The organism is Streptomyces sp. NPDC058051 (genome assembly GCF_042885475.1).
Taxonomy (GTDB): Bacteria; Actinomycetota; Actinomycetes; order Streptomycetales; family Streptomycetaceae; genus Streptomyces.
In genome coordinates this window covers 1-23,689 of the sequence record NZ_JBHVRW010000048.1, presented here as the reverse complement: position 1 = coordinate 23,689, position 23,689 = coordinate 1, and the positions used below count along the sequence as shown (strand labels likewise).

The 23,689-nt window shown below is 70.0% G+C and carries 11 protein-coding genes and 2 pseudogenes; 4 read left to right on the top strand and 9 right to left on the bottom strand.

Translation table 11 applies throughout. From position 1 onward, the window contains the following. Window positions 1-105: 105 nt before the first annotated feature. Together ACFVUT_RS36810 and ACFVUT_RS36805 are read right to left on the bottom strand one after the other, a co-directional pair. On the bottom strand, window positions 106-264 hold the full coding sequence (locus ACFVUT_RS36810; protein ID WP_389660801.1) for a hypothetical protein: 159 nt from the start codon (window positions 262-264) through the stop codon (window positions 106-108). 268 nt (window positions 265-532) lie between these two features. After that, window positions 533-997, bottom strand: a complete 465-nt coding sequence (locus ACFVUT_RS36805; protein ID WP_389660799.1) for an RrF2 family transcriptional regulator — start codon at window positions 995-997, stop codon at window positions 533-535. A 305-nt stretch (window positions 998-1,302) separates the two neighbouring features. Here ACFVUT_RS36805 and ACFVUT_RS36800 point away from each other — a divergent pair, with 305 nt between their 5' ends. The 4 genes and pseudogenes from ACFVUT_RS36800 (at window position 1,303) to aroA (ending at window position 8,716) form a co-directional block, all read left to right on the top strand. Next, window positions 1,303-4,020, top strand: a complete 2,718-nt coding sequence (locus ACFVUT_RS36800) for an FAD/NAD(P)-binding protein (protein WP_389660797.1) — start codon at window positions 1,303-1,305, stop codon at window positions 4,018-4,020. A gap of 278 nt (window positions 4,021-4,298) precedes the next feature. Next, a pseudogene (locus ACFVUT_RS36795) lies at window positions 4,299-5,516 on the top strand (IS3 family transposase). Between the two features lie 593 nt (window positions 5,517-6,109). Next, window positions 6,110-6,736: a TetR/AcrR family transcriptional regulator gene (locus ACFVUT_RS36790; RefSeq protein ID WP_389660795.1), complete on the top strand. Its 627-nt coding sequence runs from the start codon at window positions 6,110-6,112 to the stop codon at window positions 6,734-6,736. Window positions 6,737-7,135: 399 nt separating this feature from the next. Beyond that, complete coding sequence (gene aroA / locus ACFVUT_RS36785; RefSeq protein ID WP_389660793.1) at window positions 7,136-8,716, top strand: 3-phosphoshikimate 1-carboxyvinyltransferase; 1,581 nt, start codon at window positions 7,136-7,138, stop codon at window positions 8,714-8,716. 14 nt (window positions 8,717-8,730) lie between these two features. On the opposite strand, the pseudogene ACFVUT_RS36780 reads toward aroA, so the two are convergent. From ACFVUT_RS36780 to ACFVUT_RS36750, 7 genes and pseudogenes are all read right to left on the bottom strand, one after another. Continuing rightward, window positions 8,731-10,103 (bottom strand): annotated as a pseudogene (locus tag ACFVUT_RS36780) (helix-turn-helix domain-containing protein). Between the two features lie 306 nt (window positions 10,104-10,409). After that, on the bottom strand, window positions 10,410-11,753 hold the full coding sequence (ccrA, locus tag ACFVUT_RS36775) for a crotonyl-CoA carboxylase/reductase (protein WP_389660791.1): 1,344 nt from the start codon (window positions 11,751-11,753) through the stop codon (window positions 10,410-10,412). 214 nt (window positions 11,754-11,967) lie between these two features. After that, window positions 11,968-12,744 carry a Clp protease N-terminal domain-containing protein gene (locus tag ACFVUT_RS36770; RefSeq protein ID WP_389660789.1) on the bottom strand — a complete coding sequence of 259 codons (777 nt, stop codon included), beginning with the start codon at window positions 12,742-12,744 and terminating at the stop codon, window positions 11,968-11,970. A 65-nt stretch (window positions 12,745-12,809) separates the two neighbouring features. Continuing rightward, window positions 12,810-13,571, bottom strand: coding sequence for a thioesterase II family protein (locus tag ACFVUT_RS36765; protein ID WP_389660787.1), 762 nt, complete (start codon window positions 13,569-13,571; stop codon window positions 12,810-12,812). Between the two features lie 98 nt (window positions 13,572-13,669). Then, complete coding sequence (locus ACFVUT_RS36760; RefSeq protein ID WP_389660785.1) at window positions 13,670-15,535, bottom strand: ABC transporter ATP-binding protein; 1,866 nt, start codon at window positions 15,533-15,535, stop codon at window positions 13,670-13,672. Then, window positions 15,532-17,433, bottom strand: a complete 1,902-nt coding sequence (locus ACFVUT_RS36755; protein WP_389660783.1) for an ABC transporter ATP-binding protein — start codon at window positions 17,431-17,433, stop codon at window positions 15,532-15,534. The genes ACFVUT_RS36760 and ACFVUT_RS36755 overlap by 4 nt, the downstream gene beginning before the upstream one ends. Next, window positions 17,430-23,618, bottom strand: coding sequence for a type I polyketide synthase (locus ACFVUT_RS36750; protein WP_389660781.1), 6,189 nt, complete (start codon window positions 23,616-23,618; stop codon window positions 17,430-17,432). Before ACFVUT_RS36750 ends, ACFVUT_RS36755 begins: the two co-directional genes overlap by 4 nt. Between the last annotated feature and the right edge of the window lie 71 nt (window positions 23,619-23,689).

The following is a 23,689-nucleotide window of genomic DNA, read 5'->3' as shown; positions in this document are numbered from 1 at the left end:
CACCGCACCGGGAAAGTGGAACCCGGCGCCCACCCGACGCGACAGCCGGGCCGCCAACCCGTCCCAACCCCGAAAAGACCGCACCGCGCAAGCACGAAGCCCCCGTCAACGAACCGACGAGGACTCATGAACGATCGAGGCTAGATGGACCAGCCCGGTCAGCTGACCGACGGAGTGTTCGAGGTGCACGTCCTCGACGTTCACTCCGGCGCGGGAGGCGTCGGTGAGGAGCCGGGCCAGCTCGCCCGGCTCGTCTCCGATCACGACCGTCACCGTCTCGTACCGCTCGGGACGGGTGCCACGCTTGCCTGCGATCCGGGCACGCCCGAACTGCCCGCAGCACAGCCTCGGTTTCCCGGTCGCCGAAGAGCCACCGGTTACGCCTGTGCGAGTTGAACAGGCGCTGCGCATGTACAGCGTTGATGTGGTCGGCAGAGTCGGTCGCTTCTCCAGTGGCACACGACGTTGAGCGTTTGGTGCCGGACGAGCCGCGGGTGACCGCGAAACGATCTCCTTCAGGTGACGTAATTCATCACTGCCTGTAGTGGCGAATATCGGCGGTGTACTGCTGCGCCCGTTCACGCACGATGTCCGGCAACTCACCGCGGGCCAGGTCGGCAAGCGTGGTGGTCTCCAATACTTGGCGCAGGCTGGTGCGCACGGCCCGCCACACATCCGGGAGCACAACGGCGGCCCCCGGGTACTCCAGGTCGGTGAGGCTCAGGTCACGCACTTTGGCCAACGGGCCGTCCACCGCCCGGATCACATCTGCGAGGCTGATCTCGTCGGCCGCTGCAGCCAACAGAAATCCGCCCTGCGGACCCCGCACGCTGCTTACCAGATGGGCCAGTCTCAGCTCCCGCAGAATACCGAAAAGGAACCGGACCGGGATGTCCTGACGGGTCGACAGCTGCTCGGCCGTCAGGGGCGCGTCGCCGGTTGCCGCCAACTCCGCCATCGCCCGGACCGCATAGTCCGTCCTTGCCGTGATCCGCATCCGGCCAATTTCTCATACCCGCAGGGGCTTTGACGGCTCTCATGCAAGTTCGACGCCGGTCGGCACCCGCACGGAGCGTGACACAAGCCTTTGGTGGCCTTACCGAAAGGGATATCTGGCAAGAGACCACAACTCTTGTGTGTAGTGCATGAAAATGATGAACTATGTTGTACTGGCCGTGCCGTCCGCGGTCCGTCAGCCGCTCTTCGCGGCACCAGCGCAGACGTCCACCGCGCACGGCGAGAGCGACAACGCGCAAGGGCGTGCCCATCCGACCAAGCGGCCTGGCCTACAGGAGGCATGGCATGACGTCGTTAACACCCCGGGGATCGGTGGCCATCGTGGGAGTGGGTGCGGCCGGCGCTCTGGTCGCCGTCCAGCTCTGCGAAACTGCGGTCCGCCGCCAGGTCCCGCTGGAACTCCTGTTGATCGACCCGGCGGGGGAAGCAGGCCGCGGCACCGCCTACTCCACCCGCGACCCGCGGCACCTCCTCAATGTGCCTGCCGGGAACATGAGTTGTTACCCCGACGACCCAGGCCACTTCGTACGATGGCTGTGCCGCCACGGCGAACCCACGGTCACCGCCGCCGACTTCGTCTCGCGCTACCGCTACGGCGCCTACCTTGCGGACACCCTCGGCCGGGCCATCATCGCGGCCCACGGCACAGTCACTGTGCGCCGGCTGCGCACTCGGGTCATCGAGTGCCGCTGGAGCGACGGACCAGGCGGGAGCGCCCGGCTCGAACTGGCCGACGGCACGGCTGTCGACGCCGACTGCGTGGTACTGGCCACCGGTCCTGCTCCCGCCTCCTCCGCGTGGCTGCCGCCTGCTCTGCGTAGCAGTGAACGGTTCGTCGCCACTCCCTGGACGCCGGGCGCCCTGGACGCCGCGGCCCACGAGGGACGCTCGGACGAGGTGCTACTGATCGGAACAGGGCTGACCGCAGTGGATGTGGCCCTGCAGCTGAACCGACCCGGCCGAACGGTGCACGCAGTGTCCCGCGGCGGACGGCTGCCCCAGGCGCACGCCGTGACCCCGCTGCCAAGCGTGGCCTGTACCGAGCCGCTCGCGGGGCTGCCGCTGGCAGACCTGCGCACAGCGGTCTACCGGCACGTCGGCCGAGTCATGCGCGCCCATGGCGACTGGCGCCCCGCCCTGGACGGGTTGCGCCCGCTCACGGCGCAACTGTGGGCGTCGCTGTCCGTTGATGCGCGTGCCGAGTTCCTTGAACAGGACGGCTCCCTGTGGAATGTGCACCGTCACCGGATGCCCCCGGCCACGGCGGAGAGCGTGGCCCGGATGTGCCGTACGCGAAGGCTGAAGGCGATCCGGGGACGGATCGCCGACGCCCGGACTCTTCCGGACCGCTCGCTGAAGGTCTCCCTCGCCGATGGCCGTGAACTTTCCGCGGGCTGGGTGGTGGACTGCACGGGCCCGGGCCTGCGGCTGGAGGACACGGCCGATCTGCTGTGGCGGAACCTGCTGCGGCGAGGCGACGTGGTGCCCGGCCCGCTGGGTATGGGTGTGTCCACTGACAACGGACGGCTGCGCGACCGTGACAGCCGGACGAGCCGCGCGTTGTGGACACTCGGCTCACCACGCCGCGGCGAGTTGTGGGAGTCCACCGCGATCCCCGAAATCCGCGTCCAGGCCGCGGCCGCGGCCGAAGCGGTGCTCGGCCAGCTCGCCGCTGCCCCCGCCCATGTCACATCCGCCCGACGCGCGGCCCGGCGTCCCACCGATGGTGGCGGCCTCGCTCTCAGCACCCACTCCGCCGCCGCGGCCGCCTACCGCTCAGGCGTGGACCGACTGCTGAAAGTGCGGGCCGGCGCACCGGAGGCGTTCCGGCGGGCGGTCGTCCTCGATCCGGGCTTCGCGACCGCGCACGCCGCGCTTGCACTGATCGGGCAGGAGTGCGGAGCCGACGTGGATGTGCCCCGCGCCTTGGCCGACGCTCAGCGCAGCGCACGCGAGCGTGCTGACGACCGCGAGCGCTCCTTCGTTGACGTGGTGTCTCAGCGCGTTCGGGGTACGGTCGCGGAGGGCGATGCGGCCCTCCTGCGCCACCTGGAGAACTATCCGGGCGACCGGCTGGCGCTCGCCACTGCGGTCCCGACCATCGCCTTCTCCGGCCTGTACGATCTCGATGGCAGCACCGCGCTCCGGCTGGTGGAAGAGACCGCGCCGGCCCACGAGGGACACTGGTTCCATACTTCCCTGCTCGCCTTCATGCGCCAGGAGCAGAGCCGCTACGACGAAGCCGAAGCCCTGGCGGAACGGGCCCTTGCGGCGGAACCCGCGGCGGGGCACGCCATGCACGCCCTGGCACACGTGCACTACGAGCGCGGCGACCATGACAAGGGCCGCCAACGGCTCGACGAGTGGCTGAGTGGCCAGGGCCGCGGCGGCACGCACCGTGCCCACTTCGCCTGGCACGCCGCCCTGCACGAACTGGCCATGGAGGATGCGGATGCGGTCCGGCGCAGGTGGGCGGGACAGTTGTCGCCCGGGAAAGTCGACGGCATCCGGGCGCTGGTCGACTCCGGTTCCCTATTGTGGCGGGCGCGAATGGCCGACAACTGGCCGGGCCGGATACCGATCAACGACGTGCTGGAATCGGTCGCCGCTGACATCCTGGAGCGCCCGGCCACCGCCTTCACCGCACTGCACTCCGCGATCACTCTTACCGCAGCGGGAGACCTGCCAGGGCTGCGGCGGCTGCAGACCCACGCCCTGGACTCCGATCAGGTGCAGCGAGAGGTCATCGCCCCGCTGTGCGAGGCGTTCGCTCACCTGGTGGAGGAGAACTGGGCGGAGGCGGCGCAGCGACTGGAACGTATCCTGCCGATGCTCCGGATGGTTGGCGGCAGCGCAGCGCAGCGCGAGGTCGTGGAAGAGACCTTGCTGTATGCGCAGGTCTCGGCGGGGCTCTGCGCCGCCGCCCGAGTACGCCTGCAGGAACGCCTGGACCGCCGCTCCTCGCCGTCCGACCGACGCCGGCTGGCGGCGCTCCCCTCCTGAGGGGACCAGATGGGCGCGCGGTGACGGGATGGTGGACGGCGGGACCGGAGCCGTCGCAGGGTGGGGCGGTCATCCCGTACGACGACGAAGCGGGCAACGCCCGACCGGGGCCTTCCCCCGAAGCGTGGACACCATTTGCTATGCGGCAGCGGTCAGCGTAACTGATCGCTGTTCGAAGGCGATCGGGCTGATGTAGCCAAGCGCCGAGGGGCCTTTCCCCCTGGGCGTGGACACCTTGGACACTGGACCTTGAGGGTCCAGAGGAAGAGGTGTCACGCATGGTGATGAAGGTGTATCCGGCGGAGTTCAGGGCGGACGCTGACGCGCTGTACCTGTCGGACCCGAAGAACACGTTCGAGGGCGTCGGCAAGGACCTGGGGATCAGCCGGGAGACGCTGCGGAACTGGGTGCGGGCCGAGCGGGCCGGCAAGGGCCACGCGGCGGGCACCAGCGGCTCGCCACGGGCGGCACAGACTGCCGAGGTAGCCTCCGACGATGTACTGAAAGAAGAGAACAAGCAGCTCAGGGCCAGGATCAGGGAGCTGGAAGCCGAACGGGAGATCCTGCGGAGGGTCGCGAAGTATTTCGCCGGCGAGACCAACCGGTGAGCCGTTTCCAGTTCGTTGATGATCATCGCGGCGCGTTCGGCGTCAAGTGGCTGTGCCGGGTCCTGGAGGTCTCCCGGTCCGGGTTCTACCGGCGGCTGAAGGCCGCCCCGGCCCGCCTGGCGCGAGCTCGGGAGGACGACCGCCTCGCGAGGCGGATACGGGAGATCCACAAGGAGTCCGACGGTACCTATGGCATCCCGCGCATCACGGCCGAACTGAAGGCCGCCGGGATCGGGGTCAACCACAAGCGCGTCGAGCGGGTAATGTGCCGCATCGGCGTCCAGGGCGTGCACCTGCGAAAGAAGGTCCGCACCACGATCCCCGAGCCGGAAGCGGCCCCGGTGCCGGACCTGCTGCGGCGGGACTTCACCGCGAGCGAGCCGAACACCAAGTGCGTCGGCGACATCACTTATCTGCCCGTCGGAGATGGCCAATTCCTCTATCTGGCAACGGTGTTGGACGTGCATTCCAGCCGACTCTTGGGCTGGTCGATTGCCGGCCACATGCGCACCGAGCTGGTCACCGACGCGCTCGAAGCCGCCGCCCACACCCGGGGCGGCAGCCTTCACGGGGCGGTCTTCCACAGTGGCAACGGGGCGCAATACGCGTCGAAGGAGTTCGCGGAGGTGTGCTGTCGGCTCGGCGTGATCCGCTCGCGCGGAGCGGTCGGCACCAGCGCGGACAACGCCGCCGCGGAGAGCTTCAACGCAACCCTGGAAAGAGAGACCCTCCAAGGAAGGAAACGATGGTCAGGGGCGCGTGAGGCCCGCCTCGCGGTGTTGCGGTGGGTCACCCGCTACAACACCAGATGCAGGCCCCTCGGGGCTTGGCTACATCAGCCCGATCGCCTTCGAACAGCGATCAGTTACGCTGACCGCTGCCGCATAGCAAATGGTGTCCACGCTTCGGGGGAAGGCCCCGTCGTCCTCAGCGAACGGCCCGCCGAAGCCGGGGACCGCGCGGTCCCCGGCAGGACTCGAACCTGCGGCCAAGCGCTTAGGACTTGTCCGGGTGAGGTCGGCGGAGTAGACCAGGACGCGTTCTGGCCGCGGCGGCGGCGCCGGGTGCCTGAGGGCTGGGGAGTGATGCGCGAAGGAAGGGATGCGAGCCGGAGTCCCGTAATATATGACAGAGGCGACAGAGGCGACAGAGGCGAGTTCGGGCAGCGGGAATCCCTCTTTGGCATCTCCTTTGGTGGGCATCACGAGTTCGCGCAGCGTCGCGTCGTCCGAGACGTACCGCCTCCCCCAGACAGTGCGCTCGTAGTCGGTGATGCCGCGCCCGTCGGGCTCCTCAAGCGTGCGGCGCCGTCCTGCGCGAGTCGTTCCGCGATGACCCGGCCGATGCCCCGGCTGCCGCCGGTTACCAGCGCGACCTTTCCCGCAAGTGCCCCTGCCGGCAGGACTGTTGCCCGCCTCCCTATTTCTTGAGCGATAACTCCAGAAAGAACGTAGTACACATTGTTGAGCGCACGCTCTAAAATGAGAGGCATGGGTGGACCAGGTGTGAAGCGAGGACGGCCACCGGCGTTCGACCGCATGACGGCGCTGACGGCCGCGACCAGGCTGTTCTGGGAGCACGGCTACGAGGCCACCTCCATCGGCGAGCTGACCCGGGCGATGGACATCAAACCCGGCAGCCTGTATGCGGCGTTCGGCGACAAGAAGTCCCTTTTCAAGGAGGTTGTGCACGCCTACGGACTCTCCCCCGTGGGCGCGTTCATGGGTACCGCGCTGGCAGAGGAGCCCACAGCCCGAGGCGCGTTCCGCCGCATCCTTCGCGAGGCGGCCGCGATCTACCCCGACCCCTCCCACCCAGCCGGCTGCCTGACCATCAGCGCCGCAACCAACGTCACCGTCAAGGATGCCGAGGTTGCGGCATTCCTGCGCGACCTGCGCAACGCGAACCTGGTCACCTTCGAATCACGCCTCAAGAGCGCGCAGCGGCAGGGCGAACTGCCCGCCGCGGCCAGCCCCCGCGCTCTGGCCGCGTACTTCGCTGCGGCCATCCAGGGCATGTCACAGCGAGCCCGGGACGGCGCGACTACCACAGAGCTCACCGAAACCGCGGAACTGGCCCTGGCCGCCTGGCCCCAGGACCAGGATTGAGGGTCGCGCGGCAAGATCACGGCTGCCCGCACGGCCGGCACCCCACCGCCCTTCGTCCGGACCGAGTACGCCGCCGAAATCCTCGACAAGGTCGCCGCTCACCACCGAAGAATCTCCGGCTCGGGTAACTAGGGTGATGTTGTCCACACGGCATGGTGGAGGGGGCGGTCATGGACGGGCAGCTCGCCCCGGGCCGCGTCGAGTTCATGGGCGACCGCCGACGCCCGGTCCTTCGGCATGCGGATCGGCGGGGGAAGGGCGCGTGAGCGATGTGCTGCGTCACACGCCCCGCGAGCAGGAGCGGATCCTGCGGGTGCCGGGCGCCGTCTCCCCCGTACCCGCTCGGCCACGCGTCACTCTGGCACGTCGTCAACGATAGGACCAACACGTGGAGATGGAATGCTGCTGAGGGTTGAACCGATCGAGAACTTCGCGGGGACCTTCCGCGTCCCGGCCTCGAAGCCGGAGACCCAGCGGGCGATTCTGGCGAGCACACTGGCCGAGGGCCGCTCCCGCGTCGTCAACGACCTCCGCTGCGACGAGACCGAGACGATGAAGCGCGCCTGCCGCGCGCTGGGCGCCGAGATCTCCGAGCACGACGGGTACCTGGACATCACGGGTGTCGGGGGGTCGTTGGGGAACGCTCCGCGTACGATGATCCGCGCCGACGGCTCCGGGCTCGTCTTCCGCACCATGGCCGCACTCACCTCCGTACTCCCGTCCCCCGCGGTCGTGACCGGTGACGAGACCCTGTGCAACCGTGTCATGTCCCCGCTCCTCGACGCCCTGGGCGAGCTCGGCGCAGACATCGAGTCCGTCTGCCGAGAAGGCCACGCGCCGATCGTCAACTGGGGCGGCCGACTGGCGGGCGGCAACTGCCGGTTGCCGGGCGACGTCAGCTCGCAGTTCATCACCGCCATCCTGTTCGCCGCGCCGTTCGCCGAGCACCCGGTGGAGATCGACGTGGCCGGCCGGGTCCACTCACAGTCGTACATCGAACAGACCCTCCACACACTGCGGGAGGCGGGTGTCCAGGTCACCGCGTCCCCCGACCACCGGCACTACCGCGTGGAGCCGTCCCGCTACCGCGCCAAGGACGTCAGCGTGCACGAGGACTACACCTCGGCCTCGTACCTGCTGGCCGCAGCCGCCCTGTATCCGGGGCGGACCGTTTTCACCCATGTGCACGGCGGCAGCAGACAGGGTGAGGCGGCCATCCTGCCCATATTGGAGCGCCTCGGCCTGCGGACGACACTCGACCGCGCGGCTTCCCGGCTGATCGTCGACAACCCCCGTGGCAGCCTGCGTGGCACCTTCGACATTGATGCCACCGACTGCCCGAACATCGTGCCCACGCTTGCGGCCATCGGCGCCTACGTCGACGGCACCCTGCGGGTCACCGGCGCGCGGGTCACGCACTTCCACAAGGCCGCGCGGATCGAGGCCATGGTCACCGAGTTGTCCCGGGCCGGCGTCGCCATCAAGTCCCTTTACGCGCGCGGGGTATGCGACGGCTTCGAGGTGCGGGGCGCGCCAGCCTACCCGGGAGGAGTCACCTTCTCGCACTGGGGCGACCACCGCATTTTCATGTCGCTGTTCGTGGCCGGCCTGCGCATGAAGTCCGCCAACCTCTACTCCGGCTCCGAGGAGGTCCGCCTCTCCTTCCCCTCGTTCTTCGGGCAGTTCGCCAAGGCGGGTGTCACCACCTCGTCGGTCGAAGGACCGGGCGCCCATTCCGGGCACCCGCACCGGACGGCCGCACCGGGCGCCCTGCCCGACCGGCCACGGGCCGCAGCGCTGCCGGTCGGCGGAACCGACACTGAACCGTACGAAGCCCGCGTCGAACCGTACGAAGCCGACGAAGCTAACGGAGACAACGGAAACAACGAAGCCACCGGGCACCTGCCCGTGCCTGACGGTGTGAGGTCCCGCGAGATCTTGGACAGTTTGGTCCCAGGAGACGCTGGACGTCACCGGTAGATGCTGAACAGTCGCTACTTCCTCGTGCGCGCGACCGCCTTGAACTGCCTGATCAGTTTGTCGCTGGTGCGGACGTGGGTGGACAGTTCGACGTCGCCGTCCAGGACGCGAAAGGCGGTGTCCTCGATGAGGATGGTCACGGCTTTCCCTGCGTGAGCCCGGCCGATCCACAGACGCTGGCCGCCGACCATCACTACGCCGTCCGCGGGCACTTTGCTCTGAGCCCACAGGGCCTTCGCCGACGGCGGGTTGATCGCCGTGCTCGGGCTGCGGGCCCCGCTGATCTGGGCTCGTTGCCCCGGTGGAATGGGCGCGGGCAGCGTCTTGACCACGCGGCCGTCGGCGATCACGTGCATCAGCTGGCCGTCGAACCGCAGGGTGACCTGATGTCCGGCCAGCTGCGCCGCGAGCTTGACGCGCTGCCCGCCGAGGCCGACGTCACCGTCCCGGCCGACCAGCCGGTCGACCTCCACCACGAGCGGGGCCCGCGGCCCGTCGGGCAGGGCGGGCGCCGCTGGAGCGGCGCCGACGATCCGCCCGCCGCGCTGCTCCAGCGCCTTCAGATCGGCCGCGGTGAACTGGGACAGGTTCAGGTGCGGGCGAGTTCGCCGTCGATGAAGACGTGGATACTGCGCTCGTCGGCCCAGACGGTGAACCGCTCGATCTTCCCGGTGGTGGCCGGCGAGCGGGGTTTGGTCAGCCGGGCGGTGATGCCGTCTTCCCGGCAGATCCGCTCGAAGAGGACCTCGGCCGGGACCGGCTTGGTGAAGCGGCCGGTGAACTGCTTGCCGTTGTCGGTCAGTACCTCCGACGGCACCCCGTAAGTGGTCTTGGCCTCGGCGAAGGCGGTGCACACCGCGCGGCCGGGCGGCTCGGCGACCACCTTGGCGATCACGATGAACCGTGAGTGGTCGTCGATGCCGGTGACCAGCTTGCACTCGCGCCCACTGGCAAGGAACACCCCGCCCATGATGTCCATCTGCCACAGCTGCGTCGGGGCGTCGCGCTGCCAGCGGCGGTAGACACGGCGGTGGTTCTGCTCCTGGTGGTTGATCAGTCCGTGCCGGGTCGGGATCCGGTGCACGGTGGACCGGCCCAGCACTGGCACCAGCCCGCGCCGGCCCAGCTCATGGACAATCCGGCGGGCACCCCAGCGAGGGTAGGAGCGGCGCAGTTCGCAGACCAGGGCCTCGACCTCGGCGGGCACCTGGTGCGGCGAGACGTGCGGTCAGCGCGACTTGTCCACCAGAGCGTCCAGCCCGCCGTCGTGGTACCGCTCGACCCAGGTGTACACCGACTGCCGCAACGCTCCGAACTGGCGCGCCACCTGGGCGACCGGCGCCCCGTCGATCACCTGGAGGACCGCCCGGTACCGGTGCTCGGCCATTCCACCGCCGGTCGTCCACCGGCTCCGAATCACGCGTCTCCGTCACGGAAGGACCAACGAGCCACGGTCGTCCAGGATGTGCCGAGACCGTCACATGTGCCGCAGGACCGTCCAGCATCAACCGGGACCAAACTGTCCAACAACCCGTGGGACTTCACACTACGGGGAGAACGAAATGGCCGTTGACACGTACCCGGTGGCGGTCGCTCCGCCGACTGTGCAGCCCACCGCCCCGTGACCCACCCGGGGGTACGGCACAGCGTCGGCCGCTCATCCGGCGCGTGAGGTCAGGCGGTCTCTGTGAGGTCAGGCGGCTTCTGTCCTGAAGCGGTTGATCAGGGGCAGGTGGCGTTCGCGAGTCTGGGCGTCGGTGACGCCCAGCCCGGGATCGGGCGCCAGGCAGCGAATGCCGATCTTCCCCTGGTGCAGATTGTGCTGGACCGAGTGAACGGCCTCGGGTGCCTGGTCGAGTGCGTACGAGCGGGAAAGGGTGGGGTGGACGCGGCCCCGCCGTACTAGCTCGTTGGCCCGCCATGCCTCACGGTAGTTCGCGAAGTGCGTGCCGACGATCTTCTTGAGATTCATCCAGAGGTAGCGGTTGTCGTAATGGTGGTCGTAGCCGGTCGTGGAGGCGCAGGTGACGATCGTGCCTCCGCGTTTGGCGACGAAGACACTGGCGCCGAAGGTCTCTTTGCCTGGATGCTCGAAGACGATATCGGGATCCGTGCCGCCGGTCAGGTCGCGGATGCAACTGCCGAGCCTTCGCCATTCCTTGCGGTCCGGCGCGCGTTCGTCACGCCAGAACTCGAAGTTCTCCGCCGCCCGGTCGATGACCAGCTCGACTCCGAGGGAATGGCAGAGTTCCTTCTTCTCCGGTGACGAGACGACGCAGACCGGCGTCGCACCGCCGTTGAGTGCCAGCTGGGCGGCGTACGAACCAAGACCTCCGCACGCTCCCCAGATCAGCACGACGTCGCCTTGCTTGAGGTCGGCGCCGTTGCGGGAGACGAGCTGACGGTAGGCCGTCGAGTGGACGAGGCCCGAGACCGCGGCCTCTTCCCAGGTCAGATGCTCCGGCTTGGGCATGAGCTGGTTGGACTTGAGCAGCGCCAGCTCCGCCAGGCCGCCGAAGTTCGTCTCGAAGCCCCAGATCCGCTGCTCGGTGTCGAGCATCGCGTCGTCGTGACCGTCGGGCCCTTCTAGCTCGACGGACAGGCAGTGCGCCACCACCCGGTCCCCCGGCTTCCACAGCGTGACACCGGGACCGCACCGCAGCACGATCCCGGAGAGGTCGGACCCCAGGATGTGGTACGGCAGGTCGTGCCGCTGCGCCAGCGGAGAGTGCTTGCCGTAACGCCCCAGGAACTCGAACGTCGGCAGCGGCTCGAAGATGGATGACCAGACCGTGTTGTAGTTGATCGAGCTGGCCATGACGGCGACGATCACCTCGCCCGGCCCCAGCTCCGGCACCGCGACGTCCTCGACGTGCAGAGAGCGACGCGGGTCGCGGGCGGCGGGGGCGAGATCCTCGAAGATCCCGACTTCGTCCTTGTGTACGGTCAGTGCGCGGAAGTGGTCCGGCAGCGGGAGCGCGGACCAGTCGACCGGCTCGGTTGCGGGAGCGAGCGCCGCTTCACGGATCTCCTGCATGTCATCCCCTTGTCGTGATCATGTCACCGTTGATGGGGGAACGGTCACCGGCCTCATGTCACAGATTCCTGCCGCCTGTTCCGGCTCTGTCGCCTGTTCCGGTACGGCGATCCTGCCATGCCTGGGCCCGGCGTTGGTGCGGTGACAGCCCCCGCTCAGCGCGGACAGGGCCGGGCGGCCCGGCCCCCGTGGGACCGGGCCTGCCGCGGCAGCATCACCGACGAGTCGGGGAACTCGCGTCCAGGGAGCCGGTGGCGCCGCGCCACTCCAGCCGGTCGACGCGGTGGGTCAGCGGTTCGAGCTTCTCGTCGATGGCGGCCGCCAGCGCGTCGGCGAACTCGTTCAGGACCGCGTCGAGGGATCCGCCGCCCGGCCGGCGCCGCGCGTCGGCCGCCCGCGCCGAGCCCGCGACGGCCTGGCGGGCCGCGGTCAGCTTGGCACCTTGCGCCCGCAGCACCTTGCCCGCGACCCCGTCCTGTTCGGCGATCAGGCCGAGGAGCAGGTACTCGGGGCCGATGTCGTCGCCGTCCGACGCCTGTGCCTCGGCGACCGCGAGCGCCACGGCCTCCGATCCCGGAACGCTGAGCTGTTCCTGACGGTCCACTCCGGGCAGTCCGGGCTCGTCTGCCGACCGGCCGGCCAGGCCGCGCTCGACCTCATCCGGGTAGACACCGACGGCGTCGAGGACGGCGGCCACCCGGCTGCCGCCGTTCGCGAGCAGGGCGCCGAGCAGGTGCCGGGTGCCCACCGTGCGCACGCCTTCCGCACTGGCCCGCTCGGTGGCCGCAGCGATGGCGGAGACCAGCAGGTCACTGTCCGGGAAGCCGGCGAGCCCAGTGGCGGCCAGGTCGGCGGACGCCGCTTCACGTGTCGCGTTCGCCCGGTCGACCGCCTGCTTCAGAGCCCGCTGGCAGACCGCCGAGACGGGGATACCGCCCTCTTTGACCGCCTGGGCCAGCTCATTGGGGAGGTACACGTTGATCTTCGGCATGGCACGCTCCAGACCCATAGGAACCCTGTGGTTATAACCCTAACGTACCCCAGGGGGAGCGCTCCTCACGATGCGGCGTTCACCCGGAGGATCCGGGACAGGCGCCGCAGCACTTCGGCAGGATGCTCCGACAGGTAGAAGTGGCCGCCCATGAAGGTCTCCAGGTCGAACGGGCCGGAGGTGTGCTCTCCCCAGGCCCGCGCCTCCTCCAAGGACACCCGTGGGTCCTCGTCGCTGACAAAGGCCGTGACCGGGCAGCGCAGGTTCGCGCCGGGCGGGCAGGTATAGGTCGAGATCGCTTCGTAGTCGGCGCGGATCGCCGGGATGATCATACGGAGAAGCTCCTCGTCACTGAGCAGGCTGGCGTCGGTGCCCGCCAGTTTGCGCAGCTCCTCGATCACCCCGTCGTCGTCCAGAAGGTGCACGGACTCCTCACGGTGGCGGGAGGGCGCGCGGCGGCCTGAGACGACGAGTGTCGCAGGGGAGCGGCCGTCCTGCTCCATGCGGCGGGCGACCTCGAAGGCGACGACGGCTCCCATGCTGTGCCCGAACAGCACCAGGTAGTCGTCCCGCCACGGCAGCAGCGCCTCGTACACGGCGTCGGCAAGTTTCCCCATATCGGTCGCCGGCGGCTCGGCGCGGCGGTCTTGGCGCCCCGGGTACTGGACCGCCAGGACCTCCACGTCGGAGCCCCAGGCCCCCGCCATGGGGAGGAAGAAACTGGCCGAGCCACCGGCATGGGGGAAGCACACCAGGCGCCTGGTTGCCTCGGGCGCAGGTTTGAAGCGCCGAATCCAGACACTGCTGTCGATTGCTGAGTCGGTCATCGATCGTCCTTCCCGCCGTGATCCGGTGTCTCGCCGGCCCCGTCGTGATCCGCGGTGCGCCCGGTTCCCTCGTGATCCGCTGTCTTGCCGGCGAGACGCTACCGGTAGGACTTGGCCTGCATCTCGAACAGCTCGGCGTACCGGCCACCGGCCGCCATCAGTGACTCGTGGTCGCCCTGCTCAAGGATCCGCCCGCCGTCGAGCACCACGATGTGGTCAGCCATCTGGACAGTGGAGAACCGGTGTGACACCAGCACCGTGATCGCGCCGGTGCGCGCCGCGAGGTCACGGTGGCCCCGCAGATAACGTTCGAACAGGGTGGCCTCGGCGTACGGGTCCAGGCTGGCGGTCGGCTCGTCGAGGATGAGCAGCAGGGGGTTCTCCCGCATCATGGCCCGAGCCAGCGCGAGGCGCTGCCACTGGCCCTCGGACAGGTCCTGCCCGTCGGCGAAGGTGCTGCCGAGCCGGGTCTCGGTCCCTTGAGGCAGCTCCTCCACGACCGTTGTCGCGTCGGCGCGGTCGAGGGCGCGAGCCAGCGCGTCGTCGTCGGACATGCGCGGCAGGTCGCCGACGCCCACCGTCTCCCGGGCAGGCAACTGCATCTTCGCGTAGTCCTGGAAGCCCGCGGAGACGCGGGGGCGCCAGTCGGCGATGCCGATGTCGTCTAGCGGTACGCCGTCGACCTCGATCCGCCCGCCGGTCGGCCGGTACATCCCGGTCAGCAGCTTGGTGAGGGTGCTCTTCCCCGCGCCGTTCTCACCGACGATCGCCACCGCCGCCCCGGCCGACAGCCGCAGGTCGATCCCGTCGAGCACGGTGTCGGCCGTGCCCGGGTAACCGAACCGCACGTCGTGCAGGGTGATGCCGCCGGTGAGGCGCTCCGGTGGCGCCTGCCCGCCGGTGCCGACAGCGGCGCTGCGGTCCGCGGCGGCGAACCCTTCGAGCCACAGCAGCCGGCGTGTGGTCTCGCCCGTTCCCAGAAGCTTCTCGATGGAGTTCGCCAGCGGTCCGGTCTGCGTCTGGGCGCGCTGCATCAGGATCGCCGCGAGCACCACAGCGCCCGGCGAGGTGTCGCCGTGCACGGCCCGTACAGCGAGCACGGTGATCGCCACGCAGAACGCCGCGGCGAAGACCAGCCAGCCCGCGGTGCCGGCGAGGCCACTGAGCACGGAAGCGCGGGTCGTACGGACCCGTACACGGCGCGCGATGTCCCGGTGGCGTCCCTGGAGTTCACCGGCCAGACCGAAGACCCGGATCTCCTTCGCCGAAGCGGCCGAGGTGATCAGAGACATCAGGTCGTCGGCGAGCCGGCGGTCGGTCGCCAGACTCTCGTCGGCCCGCTCACGCCACCGGGCTGCGAGCCGCTCGGCGTAGACGGCGGCAAGCACACACAGCGGCATCACCAGCAGCGGCGGGTAGATCACGACGAACACCACGGCGACACCGAGGATCTGCGCGAGACCTTGCAGCACCGCCAGGACATGCCGGGGCCAGACGGCGAACTGGATCCGCTTCTGGTCGAGGAGGGTGAGCTGGGTCAAATACTCCGGACGCTCGAAATGCTCCAGGCCGCTCACGCCGTTCACCAGTTGGGCGATCCGTACCGAGAGCGCGACGCTGACCCGGTCGCAGAGGAGGCCGATGGTGGTGACGTTGTGCATGACGAGCAGCCAGCCCGCCGTGTACATGACGGCGACCAGTCCGATTCCGACCGCCAGCCGATCCGACTGGTGGTCGATGACGGCGTTGACGGTCACCGTGATGCCGATCGGGTAGAGCAGCGCGCACAGGGTGCTGGCGACGAGCAGCACCAGCGAACGGATCATCTGCGGCCGCGCAGCCGACCAGCCGAGCCGGACCGCGTAGCGGATCATGGCCAGCCGGCCGCCCGCATCGGCGGCCTGAGCCACAGCGGGCGGCGCGGACGGGGCGGCCGGGGCGGTGGCCATGGTCGGGGCCGTCATCGGGCAACCTCCTCGAATTGCGCGGCCTGCAAGGCGAACATGCGGGCGTACTCGCCATCTGCGGCGACGAGCGAGTCGTGGTCGCCGACCGCGCTGATCCGCCCGCCCTCCAGGACGCAGATCTGGCTCGCCCTGCGGATGGTCGAGAACCGGTGCGAGATGATCAGCGTGGTCACCCCCTGAGTGATCTTCAGGAAGCGGTCGAAGAACTCGGCCTCACCCCGGGCGTCCAGCCACGCCGTTGGCTCGTCCAGCACCAGGATCCGGGCGCCGTGGCGCACCGCGAAGAGCGCCCTGGCGAGCACGATGCGCTGCCACTGCCCGCCGGACAGGTCGACTCCGCCCGGGTACGAGGGGGACAGCACCGTGTCCCACCCGGACGGCAGGCTCTCGATGACGCCGAGGGCGCCTGCCCGCTCGGCGGCCAGTTCCAGTCCTTCCGTGTCATCCATGTGCTCGGGACATCCGAAGGCGACGCTCTCGCGCACCGTGAACGGATAGCGGACGAAGTCCTGGAACACCACGGCGACTTTGCGCTGCCACTCGCCGGCTGTGTACGCGGTCAACGGCTCGCCGTCCACGGTGATCTGCCCACCGGTCGGGTCGTGCAGCCGGGCCAGCAGCTTCACCAGTGTCGTCTTTCCCACCCCGTTGGCGCCGACGAGCGCGGTGGCCCGGCCGGCGGGAAGGACGAGGTCCAGGTCGGTGAAGACATCGGCGCCCGCCCCGGGATAGCGGAAACACACCTTCTCGAAACGGATGTCCCGGGCCGCCACGTCGTCGGGCGGGCCGGTCGTACCGGGTGGTGTGTCCGCCTTCAGGTCGGCCTCCAGGCCCGCGAGGCTCGGCAGCGCCATCAGCATCCACGGCAACCGCAGATCTTCCAGCGACAGTGTGCCCAGCGTCGAACTGGCGGACAGCATCATCAGCACGATCACCAGTGTGGTGACGCTGATGTCGCCGTTGTAGGCCGACCGTCCGAGCAGGATCGCGGCCGCGGCGAACACCACCAGCAGGATCCCCGACAGTCTTAGCGCAAGCCGGTCCTGACGGCGCATCACCGCCCACGAGCCGCCCATGGCGGTCATCCACTGCGTACGGAACCGGTCGACCAGCCAGTCGCCCAGCCCGAACACGCGCGTCTCCTTGGCCGCCGTCGGCTTGGACGCCAGCTGCTCCAAGTACAACGCGCGACGCATCACCTCGGTCCCGCCGGAGAAGACCGCCGCCTGTGTCTTCAGCAGCGCGAGCTGCGGGCGGCGGATCGCGATCCACGCGATCAGCACGACCAACCCGAACCACCACTGCCACCAGCCGATGACCGCGCAGGCCAGCACCCCGGTGGTCTGCTTGATGCCGATGGCCACGAGCGCCATCGGGGCGTCCGCCGACTGATGGTTGTGCAGCTTGTTCTGCGCCATGGCCAGGCTGGTGAGCACCCTCGGGTCTTCCAGGTGGCCGGTGCCGACCGGGCGGGACACCGCGGTGATGAGCCGGTCCTGCATAGCGTACGTGACCCGCCACCTCACCGTCGATTCCAGCAGCGACTGGACAGGACCAAGGAGCAGCGTCACCGTGTAGGCCACCGCGGCCACCACCAGCCACGTAACAATGTGATGGCCGGTCAGCGAGTCTGATCCCCCTCGGTAGGCGGATGTCGCTCTGCCGACCAGACCGCCGAGGGTGATCAGCGTGACGACCGGCGCGAGGGCGGCCACGACGAAGTACGCGGCGATCGCCACGCTCAACGGGCGGCTGGTCTCCCATAACAGCCGGCCGACCTGGCGAACCGCGGCGCCACCGGGCCGGCCCCGCCACGTGTTGACGCGGGCCCGCAGCCGGCCGGCCCATCCGCGCGAGGACTCCTGTCCCGGCTCCTGTACTCCCTGCGCGCTCATGCCCGCTCGGTCCGGGAACGCGGGGCCGGCTGGGACGTGTCAGCGGGTCGGTATGAAAGCCTTCGCAGTGTCATCAGTGGCTCCTCTGCTTCCGACATCAATTCAAGGTCGACCGAGTGTTCGCCGGGCTCGACGCCGTCGCTCGTCCGGACGTGGCACAAAACCGTATCGGGCAAGGGAGCCCAGATGTCGACGTGTTCCACCACTGCCGGCACCCACGCGCCACCCCCACCGCCCACACCGTTCGCGGACTCCGCGAAGACACGGGCCCTTTGGAGACACGCCTCCAGCACGGCGGTGTTGAGGACACACGCCGGGTCGTTGCCGCCCTCCGGTGCGGCGACAAGCGCGAGCGCTTCATCAGCCGTACGGGACAACCACTCGGTGTTGTTGACGCCGCCCTTCGGATACGTGAGCGATACGCCCCGGCGTGACGGTTCGTCCGGCGGCGTCAACGGTTCGTCCGCCGGGGTCGACGGTTCGTCCAGCGGGGCGAGGGGGCCGGCTGCGGCTACGGTCAGGCACTCCGCCCACGCGTCCCCCGGCGACCGCCCGTATCCGCTGATGTGTACCGGGCCGTCCGCGCCCGCCACTCTGGTCTGCATCTCGACCGTACGGCCCGCATCCACGGGCACCGGCGCGGTGAACCGTAGGTCACGCAGATAACCGGGGCCGTGCGGGTGGGCGCCTTCGGCCCGTGCGGCGGCCACCGCCCATTCGATGACCGCCGCGGCGGACAGAGCGCGGGAATGGACCAGCGGGTGCGTGTCCACGAGCGCGGAACGCACGCTGGTCAGTGACTGGGCGTACCAGTGCGCGAACGGGTCGGCCAGCTCGACCTGCCGGCCCAGCAGCGGGTGGGTCTTGTCCACGGTGGCGCTCGGCAATGCGGTGCTCAGCCAGTAGCGGCGCCGCTGGAATCGGTAGGTCGGCAGCTCCACCGGACGTGCCGGGTCAGCGGGCAACGCCTTCTCCAGGTCCACCGGCACACCGTGAACGAGGAGCGTCGCCAACCCGGTCAGAATGCTCTCAGGCTCGGTCTTCGCCGATCGGATCAGGAACGTCGACACGGCGCCGCGCGAGTCACGGGTTGCCTCATCCACCAGGCCGGTGAGCGCGTCGTCGAGTCCCGAGGAGAGGAAGACGGAGACGCCGTCTCGCTGCAACTGCTCGACGCCTTCCGCAACAGCTGACGGTGCGTCAGGAAGCGTGCTCCAGTGCTCAGCAGTGGTGATGTCCGCGCCATCGGCCCACAGAGGGGTGCCGGGCGCGTGGTACGTGAGCGAAGAGGCGACCTCCGCGAAGCGCTCAACTTCAGCGGCGCGGCCCGGCGTACCGCTCGGGCTCGCCGGCCACGCCGCCAGCAGCGCGCAGGCGCTCGGCAGATCGAGGACTCCGGCCAGATGGGCGGCGGTGATCTCGCCGATCCCGTCACCCGTCAGCTGATCCAGCTGGACGCCGAACTCACGTACCAGTCGGAACAACGCCACCTCGAAGGCGAACCGCGCGGCCGCCCGGCCCGCGACACCGGCGGTCGCCGCGCGCGTCTCGTCGAACGCCCGCGCGAAGACCGGGAAGTGCGCGACCAACTCGCGTCCGGGCAGTTCACCGGCTGGGACGTCGCCGCCCGGTGCGTGGCAGGCGAACAGCATCGCGGTCCTGCGCCGTTTGCCCGCCACCGGCGCCTTGTGCCAGATCAGCCGGGGGTCGGGCCGTTCGTGCACCAGTGCGTCGAGCCCGGCGCGCAGCTCCTCACGCGTCGATCCGAGCACGCAGGCGCGCCACCCGAACGTCGATCGGGTCTTCAGCAACGCCACCGCGACCCGCGTCCGGTCAAGGTCCGGGTTCGCGGCCACGAACTCGGCCAGCGCGGCGGCCTGCGCGAGCAGCGCGGCGCGGCTACGGCCCGACACGATCCACGGGACCGCCGTGGATCCCGCACCGGCTGACTCGGCCTGCTCGTCGGAACGGGTGGTCTGAGCTGGTTCCTCGGAACGGGCGGGCTCGGGTACGTGTTCGAGGATGACGTGGGCGTTGGTGCCGCTGATACCGAACGAGGACACCCCGGCGCGGCGCGGCCTGCTCCGGTCGGGCCACCGCTCGTTACCGGTGAGCAGCCGCACGGCACCGCTCGACCAGTCCACGAACGGGGTCGGGCTGTCGACGTGCAGCGAGGCCGGCAGCAGACCGTGCCGCATCGCCATCACCATTTTGATGACCCCGGCGACCCCGGCCGCACCAGCGGTGTGCCCGATGTTGGACTTGATCGAGCCGAGCCACAACGGATGGTCCGCCGAGCGTCCCTGCCCGTAGGTGTCCAGCAGCGCCTGCGCCTCGATCGGGTCGCCCAGGCGGGTGCCGGTGCCGTGCGCCTCGACCGTGTCCACGTCGTCGGTGGTCAGGTGCGCGTTCGCCAGCGCTTGGCGGATCACTCGCTGCTGGGACGGCCCGTTCGGCGCCGACAGGCCGTTACTGGCACCGTCCTGATTGATCGCCGACCCACGCACCACCGCGAGCACCGGGTGGCCCCGCCGCCGCGCGTCCGACAGCCGCTCCACGAGGAGCAGGCCGACTCCTTCCCCCCAGCTGGTGCCGTCGGCCGCCGCAGCGAACGACTTGCAGCGCCCGTCAGGCGCAAGCCCGCGCTGGCGGCTGAACTCGACGAACACGCCGGGATTGGAGAAGACCGTCACACCGCCGGCAACGGCCAGGGAGCAGTCTCCGGCCCGCAGTGCCTGGGACGCCATGTGTAACGCCACCAGAGACGACGAGCACGCCGTGTCGACCGTCACCGCCGGCCCCTCGAACCCGAAGGTATACGCGACGCGGCCCGAGGCGACACTGCTGGCCGTGCCGGTCAGGAGGTAGCCCTCGACGCCCTGGCTCTCCTCGCCCAGCCTCGGCCCGTAGTCCTGCGACCCACCGCCGATGAAGACACCGGTGTCACTGCCGCGCAGTTCGGCGGGGTCGATCTGGGCACGTTCCATCAGCTCCCACGCGGTCTCCATCAACAGCCGTTGCTGCGGGTCCATCGCCAGCGCCTCGCGCGGCGAGATACCGAAGAACGCCGCGTCGAAGTCGGCGACTCCGGACAGGAAGCCAGCCTCCGACGTGGAGCAGGTACCCGGGCGTTCTCCTTCCGGGTCGTACAGGCCCTCCACGTCCCAGCCGCGGTCGTTGGGGAACGGCCCGATGCTGTCGGTGCCCGACACCACCAGGTGCCACAGATCTTCGGCCGAGTCGGCGCCGCCTGGATACCGGCAGCTCATCGCCACGATCGCGATCGGGTCGTCGTCCGCAACCGACCGCCCGGCCGCCCGTACGACCGGTTGCGGCGAGTCGTCCAGCGTGTCCAGCAGCCGTGTCAGCAGACGGCCGGCGAGCACGTCGGGTGCCGGGTAGTCGAACGCCGTGGTGGCGGGCAGCTGAAGGCCCGTGGCGGCGGCGAGCCGGTTACGGAGTTCGATCGCGGTCAGTGAGTCGAATCCGACCTCGGCGAACGGCCGCGTGGGCACGATGTCGTCCGGTCCGCTGTGGCCGAGCACCGCGGCGACATGGGTACGGACCAGGTCGAGCAGCAGTTCCTCGCGGGCCGCCGTGTCCATGCCTGCGAGCCGCTGGGCGAGCGCCGACCTGGCACCGCTCGGCGCAGCGGCTGCGACACGCCGCACCGGTACGCGCACCAGGCCCCGCAGGGTCGCGGGGAGCGTCCCGGCCGCCGCCTGCGCGGCGAGGGAGGCGGTGTCGAACTCGGTGAGCAGCAGCACCGGCAGGCCGTCGGCCATGGCCGCGTCGAACGACGTCCGCACGGCATCGGCGGTCAGCGACCTGATGCCGGCGCGGGCCGCGCTGCGTGCGAGGTAGTCGCTCTGGAGATGGCTCGTCATGGCGCTGGTCTGCGCCCAGTGTCCCCAGACCAGCGACACGCCGGGCAGCCCGTTCGCCCTGCGGTCGGCGGCGAGTGCGTCGACGAAGGCGTTCGCCGCGGCGTAGTTGCCCTGGCCGGGGCCGCCGAGGGTGCCGGTGAGCGAGGAGAACATAACGAACGCCGCGAGGTCGTGATCGCGGGTCAGCTCGTGCAGATTCCACGCGGCGTCCACCTTCGGCGCGAGGACCCGGTCGAGCTGCGCGGTGGTCAGCGCGCTCACCGCACCGTCGTCCAGTGCGCCCGCCGCGTGGATCACCGCAGTCAGCGGCCGGTCGGCCGGGATGCCCTCCAGCAGGGTCGCCAGCGCCTCCCGGTCGCCCACGTCGCAGGCGGTGACGTGGACGGCCGCGCCGTACTCGGCCAGCCGTGCCACCAGGTCCTCGGTGCCGGGCGTCCGGTCGCCGGTACGGGAGACCAGCAGCAGATCCCGGGCGCCGGACCGGGCGAGATGCTCGGCGATCACCCCGCCTGCCATCCCGGTTCCGCCGGTGATCAGTACGGTGCCAGTCCCCCACAGGCCGGGGGTCGGCAGGTCCGCGCTTGCGGCGGTCCGGTCCGTGCCTGCGGCGGTCCGGTCCGCGCTTGCGGCGGTCCGGTCCGTTGCGGGCACGGCCTCGTCCGTGACGGGTGCCGACTGGTCCGTGGCGCGGGCGGGCCTGCCGTTGGTGCCCACACGGGCGAGCCGCGGCACCAGAGCCCGGCCACGGCGCACGGCTGACTGCGGGTGGCCGGCGGCTACGAGCTGCGGTATCGCCCCCGCGGACACCGGATCGTCATCAATGTCCACCACCGTCACCCGGCCCGGATGCTCGGCTTCGACGGTCCGCAGCAGGCCCCACACGGCGGCGGCCGCAAGGTCGCCGACGCCCTCGTCGCCGTCGACGGCGACCGCGTGCCGGGTCACCAGCACCAGGCGGCGAGCGGCACCGGCCTCTGTGTCGGCCGCCAGCCAGCCCTGCACCAAGGCCAGTACGTCCGCGGTCAAGGCGTGGGTGGCAGTCACCAGGTCGGGGGCGCTCCCGGTCACGGTGCACTGGACGACGGCGCCCGCCAGGAGGTCGTCGCCCAGTTCACCGCCCTGCGGGAGGTCGATCCGGGGCCATTGCGCAGCACCGGCGCGGGCATTGGCACCGGCGCCTTCGCCGGTGAGCCCGCCGTTGTCATCGTCGCCGGTGAGCTCGGCGTCGACCCAGTTCATCTGGAACAGCCCGTCGCCTGCCGCCATCGCCTGGCCCAGCTGCCGCGCGCTGACCGGACGCATCACCACCTCGCGGACGCTGAACACGGGCGCGCCGGTAGGGTCGGCCACCGTCACGGACGGCAGTTCCGGGCTCGGCGGCCGCAAACGCACCCGCACAGCGCGAGCATCGGTGGCGTACAGCTCCACGCCGGACCACACGAACGGCAGCTCCACGCCCTGCTCGCTGTCGGCCGCGGCTGGCTTGCCCGCGCCGGAGAACAGGACCGGGTGCAGAGAGGCGTCGAGCAGCGCCGGGTGAAGCAGGAAGCCGTCGAGCGATTCGTCGTCGGGCAGCGCTACGTCGGCGTACACCTCGTCGCCCAGCACCCAGGCGGCCCGCACTCCGGCGAACACGGGGCCGTACTCGTAGCCCATCGCCGCGACCCGCTCGTACATCTCCTCGACGGGCATCGGCTCGGCGCCGGGAGGCGGCCACGCACCGCCCAACTCGGCTTCGTCGCCTGACGCGTTGTCGTGGGTCAGCTCACCTCGTGCGTGACAGCGCCACAGCGCCCCGGCGGTCGCGAGGTCGGTGTCGCTCTCCGGACGCGAGTAGACACTCACCGGGCGCGCACCGGTCTCGTCAGCCGGGGTACCCACCAGAACCTGGACATGCACGGCGCCCGTGCCGGACAGCAACAGCGGTTCTTCGAAGGTGAGTTCGCGCACATGCGAACAGCCGACTTGATCGCCCGCGTACAGCGCCAACTCGCCGAAGCCGGTGGCGGGCATCAACACCCGGCCGAGCGCCGCGTGATCGGCCAGCCAGGGATGAGTCTGGAGGGACAGCCTGCCGGTCAGCACCAGTGCGTCTTCGTCAGCCGGAGCGACGATCGCGCTGAGGACGCGGTGCTGCGCCGTGCGCTGGCCGGCCGAGGCTGCGTCCGCATTCAGCTGCGGGACGTCCAGCCAGTAGCGCTGGTGCTGGAAGGCGTACGTCGGCAGCCCGACCGGACAGCTCTGCGGCAGGCACACCCCCCAGTCCACGCCCAGCCCCTGCACAAACCCCTCAGCCACACTGGTCAGCATCCGCCGGTAACTGTCATCACCCCGGCGCAACGACACGAGACCGGCTATGGACACGTCGT